The 18,389-nt window shown below is 74.0% G+C and carries 20 protein-coding genes; 10 read left to right on the top strand and 10 right to left on the bottom strand.

The genetic code is table 11. From position 1 onward, the window contains the following. Positions 1-53 precede the first annotated feature (53 nt). Positions 54-587 carry a GNAT family N-acetyltransferase gene (locus tag ACSNOB_RS21550; protein WP_436688266.1) on the top strand — a complete coding sequence of 178 codons (534 nt, stop codon included), beginning with the start codon at positions 54-56 and terminating at the stop codon, positions 585-587. Between the two features lie 31 nt (positions 588-618). Here the strand turns inward: ACSNOB_RS21550 and ACSNOB_RS21545 are convergent, their stop codons facing one another. From ACSNOB_RS21545 to ACSNOB_RS21525, 5 genes are all read right to left on the bottom strand, one after another. Then, positions 619-876: a UBP-type zinc finger domain-containing protein gene (locus ACSNOB_RS21545; RefSeq protein ID WP_436688265.1), complete on the bottom strand. Its 258-nt coding sequence runs from the start codon at positions 874-876 to the stop codon at positions 619-621. Continuing rightward, positions 873-2,447 (bottom strand): Na+/H+ antiporter, encoded by a 1,575-nt coding sequence (locus tag ACSNOB_RS21540; RefSeq protein WP_436688264.1) that lies wholly within the window; start codon positions 2,445-2,447, stop codon positions 873-875. The genes ACSNOB_RS21545 and ACSNOB_RS21540 overlap by 4 nt, the downstream gene beginning before the upstream one ends. Positions 2,448-2,474: 27 nt before the next feature. Then, a complete protein-coding gene (locus tag ACSNOB_RS21535) occupies positions 2,475-3,440 on the bottom strand; it encodes a TIGR03885 family FMN-dependent LLM class oxidoreductase (RefSeq protein ID WP_436688263.1) in 966 nt (321 codons plus the stop codon). A gap of 81 nt (positions 3,441-3,521) precedes the next feature. Then, positions 3,522-4,934, bottom strand: a complete 1,413-nt coding sequence (locus tag ACSNOB_RS21530; protein WP_436688262.1) for an NADP-dependent succinic semialdehyde dehydrogenase — start codon at positions 4,932-4,934, stop codon at positions 3,522-3,524. Between the two features lie 12 nt (positions 4,935-4,946). Further along, a complete protein-coding gene (locus ACSNOB_RS21525) occupies positions 4,947-5,210 on the bottom strand; it encodes a DUF6343 family protein (protein ID WP_436688261.1) in 264 nt (87 codons plus the stop codon). 162 nt (positions 5,211-5,372) lie between these two features. Between ACSNOB_RS21525 and ACSNOB_RS21520 the strand changes: the two genes are divergently transcribed. Beyond that, the gene (locus ACSNOB_RS21520; RefSeq protein WP_436688260.1) at positions 5,373-5,981 is read left to right on the top strand and encodes an antibiotic biosynthesis monooxygenase; all 609 of its coding nucleotides are present in this window, start codon (positions 5,373-5,375) and stop codon (positions 5,979-5,981) included. A 202-nt stretch (positions 5,982-6,183) separates the two neighbouring features. Further along, a complete protein-coding gene (locus tag ACSNOB_RS21515; protein ID WP_436688259.1) occupies positions 6,184-7,035 on the top strand; it encodes a GDSL-type esterase/lipase family protein in 852 nt (283 codons plus the stop codon). Between the two features lie 44 nt (positions 7,036-7,079). Here the strand turns inward: ACSNOB_RS21515 and ACSNOB_RS21510 are convergent, their stop codons facing one another. The 3 genes from ACSNOB_RS21510 to ACSNOB_RS21500 all read right to left on the bottom strand — a co-directional run bounded on the left by ACSNOB_RS21510 (position 7,080) and on the right by ACSNOB_RS21500 (position 8,984). After that, complete coding sequence (locus ACSNOB_RS21510; protein ID WP_436688258.1) at positions 7,080-7,847, bottom strand: EcsC family protein; 768 nt, start codon at positions 7,845-7,847, stop codon at positions 7,080-7,082. Between the two features lie 38 nt (positions 7,848-7,885). After that, positions 7,886-8,029, bottom strand: coding sequence for a hypothetical protein (locus tag ACSNOB_RS21505; RefSeq protein WP_393110079.1), 144 nt, complete (start codon positions 8,027-8,029; stop codon positions 7,886-7,888). Positions 8,030-8,132: 103 nt separating this feature from the next. After that, a complete protein-coding gene (locus ACSNOB_RS21500; protein ID WP_436688257.1) occupies positions 8,133-8,984 on the bottom strand; it encodes a peptidase M23 in 852 nt (283 codons plus the stop codon). Between the two features lie 423 nt (positions 8,985-9,407). Here ACSNOB_RS21500 and ACSNOB_RS21495 point away from each other — a divergent pair, with 423 nt between their 5' ends. Genes ACSNOB_RS21495 through ACSNOB_RS21485 form a run of 3 tightly spaced genes read left to right on the top strand, consistent with a single transcriptional unit; the run spans position 9,408 to position 11,506 of the window. Next, positions 9,408-10,328, top strand: a complete 921-nt coding sequence (locus ACSNOB_RS21495) for a proteasome assembly chaperone family protein (RefSeq protein WP_436688256.1) — start codon at positions 9,408-9,410, stop codon at positions 10,326-10,328. Positions 10,329-10,365: 37 nt separating this feature from the next. Further along, positions 10,366-11,163: an exodeoxyribonuclease III gene (locus ACSNOB_RS21490; protein ID WP_393110085.1), complete on the top strand. Its 798-nt coding sequence runs from the start codon at positions 10,366-10,368 to the stop codon at positions 11,161-11,163. A gap of 28 nt (positions 11,164-11,191) precedes the next feature. Further along, positions 11,192-11,506 (top strand): antibiotic biosynthesis monooxygenase family protein, encoded by a 315-nt coding sequence (locus ACSNOB_RS21485; RefSeq protein ID WP_436688255.1) that lies wholly within the window; start codon positions 11,192-11,194, stop codon positions 11,504-11,506. 99 nt (positions 11,507-11,605) lie between these two features. Here ACSNOB_RS21485 and ACSNOB_RS21480 read toward each other — a convergent pair whose 3' ends face one another. Beyond that, on the bottom strand, positions 11,606-12,283 hold the full coding sequence (locus ACSNOB_RS21480; RefSeq protein ID WP_436688254.1) for a class F sortase: 678 nt from the start codon (positions 12,281-12,283) through the stop codon (positions 11,606-11,608). Positions 12,284-12,290: 7 nt separating this feature from the next. Beyond that, positions 12,291-12,962, bottom strand: a complete 672-nt coding sequence (locus tag ACSNOB_RS21475; RefSeq protein ID WP_436688278.1) for a hypothetical protein — start codon at positions 12,960-12,962, stop codon at positions 12,291-12,293. 225 nt (positions 12,963-13,187) lie between these two features. On the opposite strand from ACSNOB_RS21475, the gene trmB reads away from it, so the two are divergent. The 4 genes from trmB to ACSNOB_RS21455 all read left to right on the top strand — a co-directional run bounded on the left by trmB (position 13,188) and on the right by ACSNOB_RS21455 (position 18,375). Continuing rightward, complete coding sequence (gene trmB, locus ACSNOB_RS21470) at positions 13,188-13,817, top strand: tRNA (guanosine(46)-N7)-methyltransferase TrmB (protein WP_436688277.1); 630 nt, start codon at positions 13,188-13,190, stop codon at positions 13,815-13,817. Positions 13,818-13,928: 111 nt separating this feature from the next. Then, a complete protein-coding gene (locus ACSNOB_RS21465; RefSeq protein WP_436688253.1) occupies positions 13,929-16,433 on the top strand; it encodes a DEAD/DEAH box helicase in 2,505 nt (834 codons plus the stop codon). A 119-nt stretch (positions 16,434-16,552) separates the two neighbouring features. Continuing rightward, on the top strand, positions 16,553-17,197 hold the full coding sequence (locus tag ACSNOB_RS21460; RefSeq protein ID WP_393110089.1) for a hypothetical protein: 645 nt from the start codon (positions 16,553-16,555) through the stop codon (positions 17,195-17,197). Between the two features lie 194 nt (positions 17,198-17,391). After that, positions 17,392-18,375, top strand: coding sequence for an endonuclease domain-containing protein (locus tag ACSNOB_RS21455; RefSeq protein ID WP_436688252.1), 984 nt, complete (start codon positions 17,392-17,394; stop codon positions 18,373-18,375). Positions 18,376-18,389 lie beyond the last annotated feature (14 nt).

The raw sequence follows: 18,389 nt of genomic DNA, 5'->3' as shown, positions 1-18,389 counted from the left end.
CCGGCGCGACCGCGGCAGCAATCGACACTCGTCGCTGTAGCACGATGCCCACCATGACCGAGCAGCGGAGTCTCACCCTGCGTCCCGGTGGCCCGGCCGACGCGCCCGCCGTGCTGCGGCTGCTCGACGACGCGACCGCCTGGCTGGTGGCGCGCGGCCGCACCGGCCAGTGGGGCACCGAGCCGGCCTCCACCGATCCGCGGCGGATCGCCCAGGCCGACGCCTGGGCGACCAGTGGCGGACTGTGGCTGGCGATGCTCGCCGACCGGCCGGTCGGCGCGCTGGTGGTGGGCGCGGCGACGGAGTACGTGCCGCCGGCCACCGAGCCCGAGTTGTACGTCAACCTGCTGGTCACCGACCGGGCGCACAGCGGTTCGGGGATCGGCGGCCGGCTGCTCGCCCATGCCGCGGAGCTGGCCCGCGGGCGCGGCCTCGGGCTGCTCCGGGTCGACTGCTACGCGGGCGGGGACGGCGCGCTGGTCCGCTGGTACGAGCGGCAGGGCTTCACCCCCACCGACCCGTTCACGGTCGAACGGCCGGGCCGCGACCCGTGGCCCGGGCAGGTCCTCGCCCGCCGCCTGCCCTGACTTCACGCGCCATCCGGCTCCGGGCGCGGGCTCAGCCGATCTCCTCGTCCACGAAGCACCAGCGCCAGGTCTCCCCCGGCTGGATCGACCGCATCACCGGGTGCGCGGTGGCGGCGAAGTGCTTCGTGGCGTGCTGGTAGGGCGAGGAGTCGCAGCAGCCGACGTGCCCGCAGGTGAGGCAGGACCGCAGGTGCACCCAGTCGTCGTTGCCGATGGCCACGCACTCCGGGCACGCGTCGGTGGTCTCCGGGGCGGCGTCGCCCGCCCCGGCCAGGTGCTGACAGCTCACTCCACGACCTCCCGGCGCAGCAACGACTCTTCCAGATCCAGGTCCCGGTACGCCCGCACCAGCACCTCCTCGGGGATGCGGCCGGAGTCCCGGGCGGCCCGGAACACCTCCCGCTCGGCGTCGATCATCTCCTGCCGCAGGCGACCGTACGCCTGCGACGGCGTTTCCCGCGCGGCGCCGCCCAGCCGCTCCCAGGCCGTGTTGGTGCGGTCGTCGAGCAGCCGGCGCAGCCGCTCGACGACGGCCGCCGGGGCGGTGTCGGCGAGCGCGTCGAGGCGCTCCCGCGCCGCCCGGCTGGCCTGCTGCTGCACGCCGGCGGCGGAGAGCGCGTCCTGCACCGGGTCGTCGGGCGGCAGTTCGAGCCGCCGGGCGACCATCGGCAGGGTGGCGCCCTGCGCCACCAGGGTCACCACGATCACCGCGAACGCCAGCCAGACGAACAGCGCGCGCGGGTACGGCCGGTCGTCGGCGAGGGTGAGCGGGAGGGCCAGCGCGGCGGCCAGGGTGACCACCCCGCGCATCCCGGCCCAGCCCAGCACGATCGGGTAGCGCGGCGACGGCGCCGGCTCCCGGTTGCGGACCTTGGGCACCAGCCGGGCCAGGTAGGTGGCCGGGAAGAGCCAGACGAACCGGGTCAGGAAGACGGTCACCAGCACCGCCGCCGTGATCGCGGCCAGGAAGCCGGCCGGCTCGTCGAGTTCCCGCAGGACCTGCGGCAACTGGAGGCCGACCAGCAGGAAGACCAGCCCCTCCAGCAGGAACCGGGTCAGCCGCCAGAACGCCCCGACCTGGAGCCGGGACGCGGCCGACATCAGCCGGGGCAGCTTGTGCCCGAGTCCCAGGCCCGTCACCACGACCGCGACCACGGCGGAGGCGTGGACCGCCTCGGCGGCGAAGGCCACCGCGAAGGGGATGATCAGCGACAGCGCGTTGTCCAGCAGCGGATCGGTGACGCGTTTGTGCAGGAAGCCGAAGGCCACCACGCCGAGCACGCCGATCGCGATGCCGCCGCCCGTGGCGGTGACGACCTCGACGGCCACCTCGGTGACGCCGACCGCACCGCCGACGGTGGCCATGGTGGCGATCCGCAGCAGCACCAGCGCGGTGGCGTCGTTGAGCAGGCTCTCCCCCTCCAGGATCGTCACCACCCGCCGGGGCAGCCCGATGCGCCGGGCCACCGCCGTGGCGGCGACCGCGTCCGGCGGCGCCAGCACCGCGCCGAGGGCCAGGCAGATCGCGAACGGCACCGCCGGCAGCATCAGGTGTACGACGAGGCCGACCGCGAACGCGGTGAAGATCACCAGCCCGACGGCCAGCAGCAGGATCGGCCGCAGGTTGAGCCGGAACGCCGGCACCGACGTTTCGAGCGCCGCGACGTAGAGCAGCGGCGGCAGGATGCCCACGAGCACCAGCTCCGGGTCGAGCCGCACCTGCGGAAAGCCCGGCACGAAGGCGAGGACGAGGCCGAGCACCACCAGCAGGATCGGCGCGAGCAGCCCCAGCTTGCGGGCCAGGGCCGCACCCAGCGTCGCGATCGCCAGGAAGACGACGACGTCGAACAGAGCTTCCATGGGGGACGAGCCTAGGGGCACCCCCGCTCACCCGGCGTTGCGCACCTTGGGCAGCACCTGCGCGCCGAACGTGTCGATGAAGGCCCGCTGCTCCTGCCCGACGTGGTGCAGGGCGATCTGGTCGAAGCCGAGGCCCACGTACTCCTCCAGCCAACCGACGTGCCGGCCCGGGTCCGCGGAGACGTTGACGACCTCGTGGACCTTCTCCATCGGCACGTGCGCCGAGACCGCGTCGAAGTGCTCGGCGGTGTCCAGGTCCCAGCAGACCGGGGGCGCGAAGACGTTGCTGCGCCACTGGTCGTACGCGATCCGCTCGGCCTCGGCCTGCTCCGGCGCCCAGCTGACGTGCACCTGCAGGTGCAGCGGCCCGCGCCCGCCGGCGTCCCGGTACGCGTCGATCATCTGCCGCAGGTGCGCGGTCGGCGCGTTCACGGTGATCAGCCCGTCCGCCCACTCGGCGCACCAGCGGGCGGTGGCCACGCTGACCGCCGCGCCGATCAGCGCCGGCGGCTGCTCTGGCCGGGTCCACAGCTTCGCCCGGTCGACCCGGACCAGGCCGTCGTGGCTGACCTCCTCGCCGGCCAGCAGCGCGCGGATCACGTCCACACACTCGCGCAGCCGGGCGGCGCGGACGTCCTTGCGCGGCCAGCCGTCGCCGGTGATGTGCTCGTTGCTCGCCTCGCCGGTGCCCAGCGCGGCCCAGAACCGGCCCGGGTACATCGCGCCGAGGGTGCCGATCGCCTGCGCGATGATCGCCGGGTGGTAGCGCTGGCCGGGCGCGTTGACCACGCCGAAGGGCAGGTTGGTGGCCTGGAGGGCGGCGCCGAGCCAGGACCAGGCGAAGCCGGACTGGCCCTGCCGCTCGCTCCAGGGCGAGAAGTGGTCCGAGGACATGGCGGCGTCGAAGCCGGCCCGCTCGGCGTGGATCACCGCGTCCAGCAGGGCGCGGGGGTGGATCTGCTCGTGGGACGCGTGGAAGCCGAACACCGTCATGGCGTCACTCCCTACCCATGACGGTGTCCGGCTAAAGCTGTTCCCGCCCGTCGCCGCCCGACCGGGCGGGCAGGGGCAGGGCTACTCGGCGTGCGCGCCCGCGCCGGCCGTGGCGGCCCCCTCGCCCACCCAGACGGTCTTGGTGTTGCAGAACTCCCGCATGCCCAGCGCGGAGAGTTCCCGGCCGTAGCCGGAGTTCTTCACCCCGCCGAAGGGCAGCTCCGGATAGGACGTGGTCATCCCGTTGACGAACACGTTGCCGGCGTCCAGGTCGGCGGCGAAGCGCTCCTGCTCGTCGGGGTCGCGGGTCCAGGCGTTCGACCCGAGCCCGAAGGACGTGCCGTTGGCCACCTCGATCGCCTCGTCGTACGACGACACCCGGTAGAGGCCGGCGACCGGCCCGAAGACCTCCTCGGACCACATCCGCATCTCCGGCCGCAGGTCGGTCACCACGGTCGGCGGGTAGAACCAGCCCGGGCCGGCGGGCGGCTCGCCGCCGCAGAGCACGGTGGCGCCCTTGTCGACCGCGTCGCGCACCTGGGCGTGGATCTCGTCGCGGCCGCCCTCGCTGGCCAGCGGGCCGACGTCGGTGTCGGGGTCCATCGGGTCGCCGACCCGCAGGGCCGACATGTTCGCGGCGAACCGCTCGGCGAAGGCGTCGAAGACGTCGGCGTGCACGATGAACCGCTTGGCGGCGATGCAGGACTGGCCGTTGTTCTGGCAGCGGGCGGTGGTGGCGACCTCGGCGGCCCGGTCGAGGTCGGCCGACGGCATCACCACGAACGGGTCGCTCCCGCCGAGTTCCAGCACGGTCTTCTTCAGCTCCCGGCCGGCGATCTGGGCGATCGAGCGGCCCGCGCCCTCGCTGCCGGTCAGCGTCGCCGCGCGTACGCGGGGGTCGCTGAGCACCCGGTCGACCTCGGCCGAGCCGACCAGCAGCGTGGTGAACGCCCCCTCCGGGAAGCCGGCGCGGCGGAACAGGTCCTCGAGCAGCAGCGCGGTCTGCGGCACGTTGGAGGCGTGCTTGAGCAGGCCGGTGTTGCCGGCCATCAGCGCCGGCGCGGCGAAGCGCATCACCTGCCAGAGCGGGAAGTTCCACGGCATCACCGCGAGCACCGGCCCGATGGGCTGGTAGCGGACGTACGCCCGGGCGGCCTTGACCGCCCCCGCGTCGGCGGGCTCGTCGGCGAGGAACTCGGCGGCCTTCGCCGCGTAGAAGCGGCAGGCGGTGGCGCACTTGGTGACCTCGGCCTTCGCCGCGGCGTACGTCTTGCCCATCTCGGTGGTCATCAGCCGGGCCGTCTCGTCGCGGTCGGCCTCCAGCAGGTCGGCCGCCGCGGTCAGCCACCGCCCGCGCTGCGCGATCGTGGTGTCGCGCAACTGGCGGTACGCCAGGTCGGCGCGCTCGATGGCGGCGTCGATCTGCTCCTCGGACATCGGGTCGTAGCTCTTGAGCACCTGTCCGGTGGCGGGGTTGGTGGTCGCGATGGGCATCTCGTACTCCTGTCACTCGAAGAGTGAGTGGCGGGCGCCCGGCTCCTCCCGGCGGCGGGCGGCACGGCGGCGCTGGATGATGACCAGGTCGACCGCGGCGACCACCGCGAAGACCACGCAGAGGACCCCCAGCCACACCAGGTCGGCACGGAACGCCAGCACCGCGAAGACGGCCATCGTGACCAGCCCGAACCCGGCGAGCAGGAGCCGCATGTTCAGGGCGCTGTAGGCGTGGCCGACCGTGCCACGGGCGCGCCGGGGCTGCGATCTCGTCATTGCACCGACCTACCCCCGATCGGCCGGCTTAACCCGCCCCGCCGGCGCCCCGCGCGGTGCGGGTGACGGGCCGGGTGGGCCACGTCACCCCGCCGGTAAGGTGCGTTACACCCGTGCGCCGTGAGCCGCCCGATCCCGCTCCGGCCGGGGAGGATGGTCGGCATGACCACGACCCACGCGCTGCCGGTGACCGTCGCCGTCGCGCGGCGCACCGATCCCGCCCGGACCAGCGAGATGGTGGCCTGGATGCGGGCCGGCACGGCGCTGGCCGAGGCGTTCCCGGGGTTCCTCGGGTCCGGCTGGGTACGCAGCGCGCCCGGCTCCGGCGAGTGGCACATCATCTACCGCTTCGCCGACCACGAGACGCTGCGCCGGTGGGAGGAGTCGCCGCAGCGGCACTGGTGGCTCTCCTCGGCGCAGGGCATCGTCGAGCACACCCGGGTGGAGCGGCGCACCGGGATCGAGGGCTGGTTCGACCCGCCGCGGGAGCGCGTCGAGACCGTGCCGGTCAGCGCCGAGCCGACCGTGCCGCCGCCGTCCCCGCCGCGCTGGAAGCAGGCCGTGACGATCTGGCTGGCGTTCTTCCCGCTCAGCCTCACCGCGACGCTGCTGACCAGCCGCTTCCTGCCGGGGGTGCCGCTGGCCGGCCGGGTGCTGATGATGACCCTCACCCTGACGCCGCTGATGACCTACCTGGTGCTGCCCCGGATCACCCGGGCCCTGCACTGGTGGTTGCACGGGCAGCCCCCGCCGTGGCGGCTGGCCCGCTGACCGGCCGACGCCCGGCGGCGCATCCCGACGGGTGACACGGCCGGGCGGATCCGGTGCCGAACGCCCGGAGCGCCGGCCGCTAGCACGCCGAGGCGCTTCGGGACAGGCCTGTGCCGCATAGCCGACAGCAGCGGCCGATCCGGCCCCGGCCCGCGCGTAGAGTTACCGAGCTGTTGCTCTCCGCTGCGGGACTGGGGAAGAGATGCCTCGACGCTGGGTCACCGCCGTCGCCTGCCTGCTGGCACTGGTCGCACTCGCCTGCGAGGGCGGTGGGGAGCCCGGCTCCCGCCCGCCCCGGCAGACGCCGTCGCCCGGAGCGTCCGGCGGCATCGCGGCGCTCGGCGACTCGATCAGCACCGGCTTCGGCTCCTGCCTGGTGCTCACCTCGTGCCAGCGCAACTCCTGGTCGACCGGGGACGGGCTGCGCGTGGACAGCCTCTACCGCCGGCTGCTCGACCGCGACCCCGCCATCCGCGGCCGGGCCCACAACCACGCCCGTCCGGGGGCCCGCGCCGCGTCCCTGGAGGGGCAGGCCCAGCAGGCGGTACGCGACCGCGTCGACCACGTGACGGTGCTGATCGGCGCCAACGACGTGTGCCGGGGCGGCATCGAGGCGATGACGCCCGTGACGCGGTTCCGCGCCGAGGTGGACCGCGGCCTGCGGGTGCTGCGGCAGGGCCGGCCGAAGGCGCGGGTCCTGGTGGTGAGCATCCCGGACCTGTACCGGCTCTGGGAGGTCGGGCACACCGACAAGCGGGCGGTCCGGGCGTGGAAGCGGGGCGTCTGCCCGGCGCTGCTGGCCAACCCGGAGTCGGCGGACCCGCTCGACCGGGCCCGCCGGGCGACCGTCCGGGAGCGGATCGACGACTACAACGCGCAGCTCGCCGCCGCCTGCAAGGCGTACGGCTCGCGCTGCCGGTACGACGGCGGGGCGGTGCACCGGGTGCGGTTCAGCCTGGACCTGGTCAACCCGCTGGACTGGTTCCACCCCAACGCCGCCGGCCAGGACCGGCTCGCCGACGTGGCCTGGCGCGCCTCGGGCCTCGGCTCCTGACCCACCGGCCGCCCCGCCCACGCGCGCCGGCGCGCCGGCAGCGGTCAGGGCCGGCGGGGCTCGGGGACGGCGGCGCCGCCGTGCTGACGGTAGAGCGCGCGGGAGCGCGCGGCCAGGTCCTTGGTGGCCGAGGAGTTGGCCCAGGTGCCGAGGATGATCGCCGCGCCGGGCACCACCTTCGCGAAGACGCGCTTCGCGGCGCGCACGCCGGCCATCTGGGCCAGTCGTACGCCCAGGCGCAGCATCACCTTGCCGAGCGGGTTCTGCCCGCCGCTGCCGAACAGGGCGCCGGCGCGCTCCCGGCCGGCGGCCACCCCGAGCGCGAGCCGGGCGCTCTCGGCGACCTTGTGCACCTTCTGCAGCACCAGCAGGTCGGTGGCCCGGTCGGCGTGCGTCGGGTCGACGCCGTACGCGGCGGCGATGTGCAGCACCATCCGGGCCTGGGTCCAGGCCAGCACGCCCACGTCGATCACGGCGCCGGGCAGCCCGGCGGCGCCCGAGACGGCGCCGGAGAGCCGGGCGTGGTTGACGAACTTGCGTACGGCCTGCTCCGCCAGGGCCTCGGCGGAGGCCCCCGGCTGCTCGGCCCGGGCCCGCGCGACCCACTGCGCCGCCTCCGGCCCCAGCCGACGCACGGCCTCCAGGGCGAGGTGCTCCGGAGCGTACTGCGGATCCTCCCGCATCCGGTCCCAGAGCTTGAGCGGCGGCGCCTCCGGGACCTCCTGCGGGGGCGCCGGCACCACCGTCGGCGGCTGGGGCGCTCCCGCGGCGGGCTGGGTGGGCTGGCCGTCGGCGGGCGCGGAATCGGTCACAGGGTCTCCCGGGGGGTCGGAGAGGTCGTCGTCGGGGGTCAGCGGCGGTTCTGGAACTTGGCCGCCAGGCCCTTCAGCTTCTGCTGGGTGCCGGGCTTGGCCAGCTCGCGCCGGCCGCGGTCGACCAGCTGCTGACCCTTGGGTGAACGCAGGAAGGTGCTGATCCGCTGCATCAGAGACATGTCGTCCTCCAGTCGGTGGTGCCTCTTCCATGTGTACCTCGGTCCGACAACCTCTGTACCCCGTACGCCCGAACCGCAACCGTCCACTGTGGCCGTCGGAAGACTACTGCCCGGCCTCCAGGATCGCCTCGACGACCTCCGTGGCCCGCCACTCGTGCTTGGCGTAGTGCTCGGGGTAGGCGGAGACCTGCACCGCCTGGGCGGCGTCGGTCAGCCGCATCTGCTGCCAGCCGGGCACCTGCGCCAGCGCGGAGAGGAACTGCCGGGTGGCGAACTCCGGGTCCATCAGCTGCCCCACCTCGCCCCAGCCGCTGCTGGAGCGCTGCTGGAACAGCCCGACCGAGTCGTGGTCCCAACCGATGCCCTGGTGCGGGTAGTTCTGGGACTCGGGGAGCACGCCGCTGGCGACGTTGTAGAGGTTGCTCTCCTGCATCGCGGTGGCGACCGCGATCACCAGCGCCCGCCGGGGCATCCCCATCTTCCGCCCCGTGCGCACGATCACCTCGGCGTTCTCCATCTGGGCGTTGTCGAGACCGGCGACGGGAGCGGGGTCGACGGGCCTGCGCTTGGTCTTCTTCGGGGCGGGGGTGGTGGTGTCCGGGTCGGCGGCAGGGGTCGGGCTGGCGGGCGTCGGGCTGGCGGTGGCGGGGTGGCGCTCCAGGTTGCGGGAGGCCGGGTCGGGCTCGGCGCGCTCGGCGAGCACGGACGGGGCGGCGACGGGGGCCGCGTCGGCGGAGTCGTCCCGGGCGCCCTGGGCGACGGCGGCCAGGCCGAGGCAGCACAGCACGCCGGTGGCGAGGGCGACCCGGGCCCGGACGGGCCCGGGCAGCAGCATGCGGGCGTACGCCCCGGCGGAACGGATACCGGCCGACCGATCGTGCGAGGGGGTATCGTCCGAACGGTCGATCGGGTCACCGGGGGTGATCTGGTGGTCGAGGGTGCGGTCGTCACGCATCAGCCGAGGCTAGACAGACGCAAACTGCGATGACCTGGGGTGATGTGGTGGCGTTCTTCACGAAATCGGCCCCGACCGCAGGACGCCCCGGCCGTTCCGGGCGCCCGGCGGGACGCACCTCGCGGACCGGTCAGACCTCGCGGCCGGATCAGCGAGCCCCTCGGCGTGCGCAACACGGACGTACCACCGACACTCGGCCCATGATCCCCAAACTCACCCTTTCGGCCGATAGGCTGGTCCACCTCGCAGCCATCGCTTGACGCCCGACGGTGGAGTTGCGGGGGATACGCCCCGATTGCTGGTCCTGCCGGTGACCCCCGGGGAGTCGCCGGCAGGAATGCACGAGGATGGCGGGTACGTTCCCCGAACGGGGTGCCGTCCCCGCACGGCGACCCGTACGCACGACCAGGGAGGTCCGCACCGGTGCTCGACCCACACGAGCTCTACGAACTCACCGACGAGCTGCCCGACCTCGGTCAGCCCGTCCTGATCCAGGCCCTCACCGGGTTCGTCGACGCCGGCAGCGCCACCCGACTGGCCAGGGAGCAACTGCTCACCTCGCTGGACGCCCGCCCGATCGCCCGGTTCGACGTCGACCAGCTCTTCGACTACCGCTCGCGCCGGCCGGTGATGACCTTCGTCGAGGACCACTGGGAGTCGTACGACGCCCCGGCGCTGGAGCTGCACCTGCTCCAGGACGACGACGAGACGCCCTTCCTGCTGCTCACCGGCCCGGAGCCGGACCTGCAGTGGGAGCGCTTCGTGGCCGCGGTCGGCGCGCTCGCCGCGCGGCTGGACGTCCGGCTCACCGTGGGGCTCAACGCGATCCCGATGGCCGTGCCGCACACCCGGCCCGCCGGGGTGACCGCGCACGCGACCCGGCGCGAGCTGATCGCCGGCTACGAGCCGTGGTTGCAGCGGGTGCAGGTGCCGGGCAGCGTCGGGCACCTGCTGGAGTTCCGCCTCGGCGAGCTGGGCCGCGACGCCCTCGGCTTCGCCGCCCACGTGCCGCACTACGTGGCGCAGACCGAGTACCCGGCCGCCGCCGAGGTGCTGCTCGCCTCCGTGTCCCGCAGCACCGGGCTGCTGCTGCCCCGCGACGGGCTGCGCTCGGCGGCCGAGGTGGTCCGGCTCGAGATCGACCGGCAGGTCGCGCAGACCGACGAGGCCGCCCAACTCGTGCAGGCCCTGGAGGAGCAGTACGACGCGTTCGCGCGCGGCCGGGGCGAACGGAGCCTGCTCGCCCCGGAGGCCGGGCCGCTGCCCACCGCCGACGAGCTGGGGGCCGAGCTGGAGCGGTTCCTGGCCGAGCAGACCCGCCCGGGCGACACCCCGGGGAGCTGACGCGGCGGCGCGGGCGCGGATGGGGCAGGCTGGACCCATGCGCCTGGCGACCTGGAACGTGAACTCGGTGAAGGCCCGCCTGCCCCGGCTCCTGGACTGGCTGGCCGGCACCGGGCCGGACGTCGTCTGCCTGCAGGAGACGAAGTGCCCGGACGGCGCCTTCCCGGTGGCCGAGGTGGGCGAGCTGGGCTACACCGTGGCCAGTCACAGCGACGGCCGGTGGAACGGGGTGGCCATCCTGTCCCGGGTCGGCCTGGCCGACGTGGTCGTGGGATTCCCCGACGAGCCGGGATTCCCCGAGCCGGAGGCCCGGGCCATCTCCGCCACCTGCGACGGGGTGCGGGTCTGGTCGGTGTACGTGCCGAACGGCCGGGCGCCGGACGACCCGCACTACGCGTACAAGCTGGCCTGGTTCGCGGCGCTGCGGGACGCGTTGGAGACGGAGCTGGCGAGCGGGCTGCCGCTGGCGGTCTGCGGCGACTTCAACGTCGCCCCGACCGACGCCGACGTCTGGGACCCGCAGGTGTTCACCCACTCCACGCACGTCACCCCGGCCGAGCGGGCGGCCCTCGCGGAGCTGCGCGACCTGGGCCTCTCCGACGTGGTGCCCACGCCGATGAAGGGGCCACACCCGTTCACCTACTGGGACTACCGGGCCGGGATGTTCCACCAGAACAAGGGCATGCGGATCGACCTGGTGTACGCCTCGGCGCCCTTCGCCCGGGCGGTCCGCTCGGCGTACGTGGACCGGGAGGCCCGCAAGGGCAAGGGCCCGTCCGACCACGCCCCGATCGTGGTCGACGCCGACCTCGTTCCGGCGGTCGAGTCGTTCTGAGCCCCGCCGCCGTGACTAGGGTGGAGCCATGGCAGTCGTGAAGATCAACGCGATCGACGTCCCTCCCGGCGCCGGCGAGGAACTGGAGAAGCGGTTCGCCGCCCGGGCCGGCGCCGTGGAGAACTCCCCGGGCTTCCTCGGCTTCGAGCTGCTCCGCCCGGTCGCCGGGGAGAACCGCTACTTCGTCTACACGCGCTGGGAGAGCGAGGAGGCGTACCAGGCGTGGGCGGCCGGCCCCGCCCGCGCCGCGCACGCCGGCACGGGCGAGCGGCGTCCCCCGGTCGCCTCGGGCGCCAGCCTCCTGGAGTTCGAGGTCGTCCAGCAGGTGCCGCCGCGCACCTGACCCGTGCCCGTCCGGCACAGCGCCGCCTTGCCCTCCGTCACGGGCAGCGACGCGGCCGGCCGACCGCGCCGAGCGACAAGCCCGCTCGGCGGAGCGGGATCACGGGGTGCGGGAGGAGAGCAGGGTGGCGAACGCGATGACGTTGTCGGCGTAGCCCGTCCGGCCGCCGAGCCAGTCGCCGCCGCAGGTGATCAGGCGCAGGCCCGGCGGGCCCTCGTCGCCGTAGACCCGCTCGGCCGGCAGCCGGTCCTTCGGGAAGTGCTCCACCGAGTCGACGCGGAACACCACGACCGAACCGTCCGCCCGGGTCACCTCGGCCGTGTCGCCGGGGCGCAGCTTGTGCAGGTCGTAGAAGACCGACGGGCCGCGCTTGGTGTCCACGTGCCCCACGATCACCGCCGGGCCCGGCTCGCCGGGGGTCGGGCCCCGGTCGTACCAGCCGGTCTCGTCGGCCCGGTCCAGCGGCGGGACGCCGATCGACCCGTCGCGGGCCTGGCCCACGGGCGCCACCGGGGCGGACACCTCGATCGACGGGATCGACAGGCGCACCGGCCGGCTGGCCGACAGGGCGCCGCCCGCGCTGCGCGCCGAACGCGACTCCCCCGCACCGGCGGCCCAGTCGAACGGCCCGGCGGTGCGCCCGAGCCCCGCGCCGGTGGCGAAGACCCCGACCAGCACCAGCACCACGGCGAGCGGCACCGACCAGGGGCGGCGCCCGGGCGGCGGACGCCGCCGGGAGGCTGCGGCGGACGGCTGCGGGGCGGGCGTGGCGGCCATGGCGGGCTCAGCGTCGGGCCACGCCACGCACGGGGCGGGGCCGGCGCGCCGCGAGCACCGCGAGGACGATGCCGGTCACGGTCAACGCGATGCCACCGGGGAGCAGCAGTCCGCCGGTGAAGCCGCCGGCGCCCCCGCCGAAGCCCGTCGCCGGGCCGCGGCTGGGCTTCACCGCCTTGACCACCTGGAGCATGGTCGAGGCGGTCTCGCCGTCACGGCACTCCAGCTTGATCCGGTAGTTGCCGGGCCGGGTGCGCTCCCGCACCATCGGCGCGGCCGTCAACAGCCCGCGCTGCGGCTGCACCTGCACCCGCCCGAAGGCGTCCGAGACCACCGTCGCGGGGATCGAGTTGTCCCGGCAACTGGCCCGGATGCCGACCAGGAAGCCCGGCTGGACGGTGCTCGGGCTGACCTCCACGAAGACGGCGGTCTCCGGTGGGACGGGCTGGGGCGCGCCCACCGGCGCGGGCTCCGCCCGCCAGCCGAGGGTCGCGGGGTGCCCGACGGCACCGGAGAGGCCGGCGGCAGCGACGTGGCCGCCGGCCGGGAGGCCGGTGGCAACGGGGCTGCCCGAACCCGAGAGGACGGTGGTCGAGGGTGCGGCTGCGGCCGGCGCGGTCGCGAGCAGCGGGCCGACGAGCACGGTCGCGGTCGCCAGCGCCAGACCGCCGCGGTGCACCGACACGACGCCCCCTCCCGGCGCGTTGGGGCAGTGCCGGGCAACACCAGACACCCGGTCTGCCGTACGGGATGGATCCTCTCATCCCCGGGCGAACATCACATCCGATCCGGCGCGGACGTCGCGTACGCTCGGGTCGTTGTGACCTCCACCGACCTCGCCGCCGCCGCGCCCACGCCGCCCGCCGCCCGGACGATCCGCACCTTCCATCCGCGCCGCGGCCGGATGAGCAGCCGCCAGACGGAGGCGTTGGACCGGCTCTGGCCGGTCCACGGCCTGCGCGTCCCGGACGAGCCCGGCACGCCGGTGGACCTGGTCGGCCTGTTCGGCCGCCGCGCCCCGGTGGTGATGGAGATCGGCTCCGGGATGGGCGACACCACCGCCGCGATGGCCGCCGCCGACCCGGATCGAGACTATCTGGCGGTCGAGGTGCACACGCCCGGAATCGCCAACCTGCTGGACCTGGTGGACCGGCTCGGCCTGCGCAACGTGCGGGTGGCGCAGGGCGACGCCCTGGACCTGGTCGCGGGCCTGCCGGAGACGGCGCTGGACGCGGTACACGTCTTCTTCCCGGACCCCTGGCCCAAGTCGCGGCACCACAAGCGGCGGATCATCCAGCCGGCCCACGTCGCGCTGCTGCGCTCCCGACTCGCGCCCGGCGGCACCCTGCACTGCGCCACCGACTGGGCCGAGTACGCCGAGGCGATGCGGGAGACCCTGGACGCCGACCCGGGGCTGGCCAACGCGCACGACGGCTTCGCCCCCCGCCCGCCGCACCGCCCGGTGACCAAGTTCGAGCGCCGGGCCCTGACCGCCGGCCGCCCGGTCTTCGACCTGATCTACCGCCGACCGTGAGAGGAAGGGCCCCCGTCGACGGGTTGCGTCGCGCGAGGGGCCCGCTCCGAGGCTCGACCCGCCGGGCCGGTTGGCGCGCGGGGGCATGATCCAGGCACCATGGGACCCGCTATGACGCTCACCGCCGCGCTGCCGACAAGCGCCGACCCCGACACCCTCTTCGACGCGTTCGCCGGCTGGGCGAAGGAGCGCGGCCTCGACCTCTACCCCCACCAGGAGGAGGCGGTCATCGAGATCGTCTCCGGCGCCAACGTGATCATGAATACGCCGACCGGTTCCGGCAAGAGCCTGGTCGCGATCGCGGCGCACTTCGCGGCCCTGGCCGACGACCGGACGACCTTCTACACCGCGCCGATCAAGGCACTGGTGTCGGAGAAGTTCTTCGCCCTCTGCGAGGTCTTCGGCGCCGACAACGTCGGCATGCTGACCGGCGACGCCAGCGTCAACGCCGACGCCCCGATCATCTGCTGCACGGCCGAGATCCTGGCCAACCTCGCGCTGCGCGAGGGCGACCGGGCCGACGTCGGTCAGGTGATCATGGACGAGTTCCACTTCTACGCCGAGCCGGACCGGGGCTGGGCGTGGCAGGTGCCGCTGATCGAGCTGCCGCAGGCCCAGTTCGTGCTGATGTCGGCGACGCTGGGCGACACCACCCGCTTCGTCGACGACCTGACCCGGCGCACCGGCCGTCCGACCGCCGTCGTCCGCTCCGCCGAGCGGCCGGTCCCGCTCCTCTTCTCGTACGCCATGACGCCGCTGCACGAGACCCTGGAGGAGCTGTTGGAGACCAAGCAGGCCCCGGTGTACGTCGTGCACTTCACCCAGGCCGCCGCGCTGGAGCGCGCCCAGGCGCTGATGAGCGTGAACGTCTGCACCCGGGCCGAGAAGGACATGATCGCGCAGGCGATCGGGAACTTCCGGTTCACCTCCGGCTTCGGCAAGACGCTGTCCCGGCTGGTCCGGCACGGCATCGGCGTGCACCACGCCGGCATGCTGCCGAAGTACCGCCGGCTGGTGGAGACGCTCGCCCAGGCCGGGCTGCTCAAGGTCATCTGCGGCACCGACACCCTCGGCGTCGGGATCAACGTGCCGATCCGCACCGTGCTCTTCACCGGCCTGAGCAAGTACGACGGCGTGCGCACCCGGCTGCTCAAGGCCCGCGAGTTCCACCAGATCGCCGGGCGGGCCGGGCGGGCCGGCTTCGACACCATCGGGCGGGTGGTGGTGCAGGCCCCCGAGCACGTCATCGACAACGAGAAGGCCCTGGCCAAGGCCGGCGACGACCCGAAGAAGCGGCGCAAGGTGGTGCGCAAGAAGCCGCCGGAGGGGTCGATCGGCTGGGGCAAGCCCACCTTCGAGCGCCTCGTCGAGGCCGAGCCCGAGCCGCTCACCTCCAGCTTCCAGGTCAGCCACTCGATGCTGCTGAACGTGATCGGCCGCCCCGGCGACGCGTTCGCCGCGATGCGGCACCTGCTCACCGACAACCACGAGGACCGGGCCGCCCAGCGTCGGCACATCCGGCGCGCCATCGCGATCTACCGCGCGCTGCGCGCCGGCGGGGTCGTCGAGCAGCTCGCCGAGCCGGACGAGACCGGCCGGCGGGTCCGCCTCACCGTCGACCTCCAGCTCGACTTCGCCCTCAACCAGCCGCTGTCGCCGCTGGCCCTCGCGGCGATCGAGCTGCTCGACGTCGCGTCCCCCTCGTACGCCCTCGACGTGCTGTCGGTGATCGAGTCGATCCTCGACGACCCGCGCCAGGTGCTCTCCGCGCAGCAGTTCAAGGCCCGCGGCGAGGCGGTCGCCGCGATGAAGGCCGAGGGCATCGAGTACGAGGCCCGGCTCGAACTGCTCGACGAGGTGACCTGGCCCAAGCCCCTCGCGGAGCTGCTGGACTCGGCGTACGAGATGTACCGGCAGGGGCACCCGTGGGTGGCCGACCACCAGCTCTCCCCCAAGTCCGTCGTGCGGGACATGTACGAGCGGGCGATGACCTTCACCGAGTACGTGCAGTTCTACTCCCTCACCCGCTCCGAGGGCCTCGTCCTGCGCTACCTCGCCGACGCGTACAAGACGCTGCGGCAGACCGTGCCCGAGGACGCCAAGACCGACGAGCTGGTCGACCTCATCGAGTGGCTCGGCGAGCTGGTCCGCCAGGTCGACTCCAGCCTGATCGACGAGTGGGAGCGGCTGCGCAACCCGACCGACGTGGCGGAGGTCGCCTCGTCCCTGGAGGAGCGGCCGCCGGCGGTGACCCGCAACGCCCGCGCCTTCCGGGTGCTGGTGCGCAACGCCCTGTTCCGGCGGGTGGAGCTGGCCGCCCTGCGCCGCTGGCACGACCTCGGCGAGCTCGACGCCGCGTCCGGCTGGGACGCGGACGCCTGGGCCGACGCGCTGGAGCCGTACTTCGAGGCGTACGACGGGATCGGGGTGGGGCCGGACGCGCGCGGGCCCGCGCTGCTCATGATCGAGCAGGGCCGGGACCGGTGGACGGTGCGGCAGATCCTGGACGACCCCGAGGGCGACCACGACTGGGGCATCAGCGCCGAGGTCGACCTCGCCGCCTCCGACGAGGCCGGCGCCGCGGTCGTCCGGATCACCTCGGTGGGGCAGCTCTAGCTTTTTGTTTCGAGGGGCCGTCCGGGATGCCTGGGCGGCCCCTTTCGTTCCCTGGGCGATGTCACACCCGTCGATTAGAATGTATGTACTAATCGAGTTCCTGACCTGGGAGGACGTCCGTGACCACGCCCGCCTCCGTCCCACTCACCCCCTACGCCACCCTGCTCGGCTTCACCCGCTACGTCGACCGCACCGGCCCGACCAAGGCCACCTTCGTCGGGGGCCTGCGCAAGCAGCGGGCCAGCCGCTCCGGCTTCAACCCGCACGGTCAGTTCGTCAAGGCGCTCAAGGCCGACATCGCCTTCCACACCGGCGGCACACACCTGGAGCAGGTGGTCGACGTGGTCAAGCCCCGCTGGCGCCCGCTCTACGAGGCACTCGTCCCCGGCGCGAAGGCCTGGCTGCACTCGCTCGGCGAGCCGCGGGCCGTCGACCTCGCCCAGACCCGCGACGCGCTCGCCATGCTCGGCGACCTGCCTGTCAAGATCAACCCCCACTTCGGCGTACGCCACGCCGACGGTCGCGCCGAGGCCGTCCGCCTGCACTTCGACGAGACCCCGCCCAGCCCGGAGGCGGTGCTCGCCACCCTGCACCTGATGGCCCGGCACATGGACGCGGTGCTCCCGCACGCCGAGCCGCTCCTGGTCGACGTCCGCCGGGGCGAGGCCCACCGCATGCCCGCCGACGCCCGACCCGAGCAGATCGAGCGCTGGCTGGCCGGCGAGGCGGCCGCCTTCCAGGCCATCTGGGCCACCGCCGCCTGACCCACCCCTCCCTCCCACCGCGGGACACCCCCACGCCAAGATCGCGCTCGGTCCAGGAAGTAGTGGCCTCGTCAGCCACGCGAGGCCACTACTTCCGGGTTGCAGCGCGATCTTGCTGGCTGCGACCCTGCCCGCTGCCGTCAGTTATCCACAGAGGTCAACGTGCGACGGCGGGATCCGGCAGCGTAAACGGCATGCCGAAAGCTCCTCGTCGGCCGCGGCAACTGCGCGGTCGGATCTTCCGCGGTTCCACTGCCGTCTCCCGTGGCCTGCTGACCCGCAACGACCTTCGCAGCACGGCCTGGCGCCCCCTGTTCCGCGACGTGTACGCCGACGCCCACCTCACGATCACCCACCAGGATCGGTGCAGGGCGGTGATCCGCTGGCTGGTGCCGGCGGGCACCGCCATCGCGGGCCGCTCCGCCGCCGCCCTGCACGGGGTGGGGCGGGTGCCCGCTGGCGAGCCGGTCGACGTGCTGGTGCCCCATCAGCCTTCCGACGAGCCCGCATCGGCGAGCCCGGCACGACCGGCGGCAGCGGCGGGTCGCGCACCTGCGGCGGCGGCGGGACGACGGCGTGGGCCGATGACAGGGTTGCGGGTCCACCGGGCCGACGTCGGCCCGGAGGACGTCGTGGACCTCGCTGGCGTACCGGTCACCTCCCCGGCGCGTACGTGCTGGGACCTGGCCCGGTGGCTGGAGTTGGTCGAGGCGGTCGTCGTCATCGACGGCCTGCTGGCCCGCCGGCTCACCGACGTGACCGCCCTGCGGGAGTACGCCCTCGCCCGCGCCGGCCGGCGGGGCTGGCGATCGCTGCTGCGTGCGGTCGAGCTGGCCGATCCGGGTGCCGAGTCCCCGCAGGAGTCGCGGACGAGGGTACGGCTCGTGTTGGCCGGGCTGCCCCGACCACGAAGCCAGTGGGTCGTCACCGACGGCGGTCGTTTCGTCGCCCGGTTGGATCTGGCCTGGCCCAGCTTCAAGGTCGCGGTCGAGTACGACGGGCTGTGGCACGACGATCCGGAGCAGTTCCACCGGGACCGCCGCCGGCTCAACCGTCTCCTCGGCGGCGACTGGCTCGTCCTGCACGTGACGGCGAGGCGTCTGCGCGAGGACTTCGACGGATTCGTCGCGGAAGTCCGCGCCGCCCTGCGCTCCCGTGGTCATCGCGCCCACCCGTGACCACACCCCCCACC

Source organism: Micromonospora sp. URMC 106 (assembly GCF_051386395.1).
Taxonomy (GTDB): domain Bacteria; phylum Actinomycetota; class Actinomycetes; order Mycobacteriales; family Micromonosporaceae; genus Micromonospora.
The sequence above is the reverse complement of the archived record's forward strand: the minus strand, read 5'-3'. Positions and strand labels throughout refer to the sequence as shown.

Excerpts from the sequence above, each read along its gene's own strand:
- ACSNOB_RS21550 (WP_436688266.1), top strand. The coding sequence starts at position 54 with ATGACCGAGCAGCGGAGTCTCACCCTGCGTCCCGGTGGCCCGGCCGAC.
- ACSNOB_RS21540 (WP_436688264.1), bottom strand. The coding sequence starts at position 2,447 with ATGGAAGCTCTGTTCGACGTCGTCGTCTTCCTGGCGATCGCGACGCTG.
- ACSNOB_RS21535 (WP_436688263.1), bottom strand. The coding sequence starts at position 3,440 with ATGACGGTGTTCGGCTTCCACGCGTCCCACGAGCAGATCCACCCCCGC.
- ACSNOB_RS21530 (WP_436688262.1), bottom strand. The coding sequence starts at position 4,934 with ATGCCCATCGCGACCACCAACCCCGCCACCGGACAGGTGCTCAAGAGC.
- ACSNOB_RS21525 (WP_436688261.1), bottom strand. The coding sequence starts at position 5,210 with ATGACGAGATCGCAGCCCCGGCGCGCCCGTGGCACGGTCGGCCACGCC.
- ACSNOB_RS21520 (WP_436688260.1), top strand. The coding sequence starts at position 5,373 with ATGACCACGACCCACGCGCTGCCGGTGACCGTCGCCGTCGCGCGGCGC.
- ACSNOB_RS21515 (WP_436688259.1), top strand. The coding sequence starts at position 6,184 with ATGCCTCGACGCTGGGTCACCGCCGTCGCCTGCCTGCTGGCACTGGTC.
- ACSNOB_RS21505 (WP_393110079.1), bottom strand. The coding sequence starts at position 8,029 with ATGTCTCTGATGCAGCGGATCAGCACCTTCCTGCGTTCACCCAAGGGT.
- ACSNOB_RS21500 (WP_436688257.1), bottom strand. The coding sequence starts at position 8,984 with ATGCGTGACGACCGCACCCTCGACCACCAGATCACCCCCGGTGACCCG.
- ACSNOB_RS21490 (WP_393110085.1), top strand. The coding sequence starts at position 10,366 with ATGCGCCTGGCGACCTGGAACGTGAACTCGGTGAAGGCCCGCCTGCCC.
- ACSNOB_RS21485 (WP_436688255.1), top strand. The coding sequence starts at position 11,192 with ATGGCAGTCGTGAAGATCAACGCGATCGACGTCCCTCCCGGCGCCGGC.
- ACSNOB_RS21480 (WP_436688254.1), bottom strand. The coding sequence starts at position 12,283 with ATGGCCGCCACGCCCGCCCCGCAGCCGTCCGCCGCAGCCTCCCGGCGG.
- trmB (WP_436688277.1), top strand. The coding sequence starts at position 13,188 with ATGAGCAGCCGCCAGACGGAGGCGTTGGACCGGCTCTGGCCGGTCCAC.
- ACSNOB_RS21465 (WP_436688253.1), top strand. The coding sequence starts at position 13,929 with ATGACGCTCACCGCCGCGCTGCCGACAAGCGCCGACCCCGACACCCTC.
- ACSNOB_RS21455 (WP_436688252.1), top strand. The coding sequence starts at position 17,392 with ATGCCGAAAGCTCCTCGTCGGCCGCGGCAACTGCGCGGTCGGATCTTC.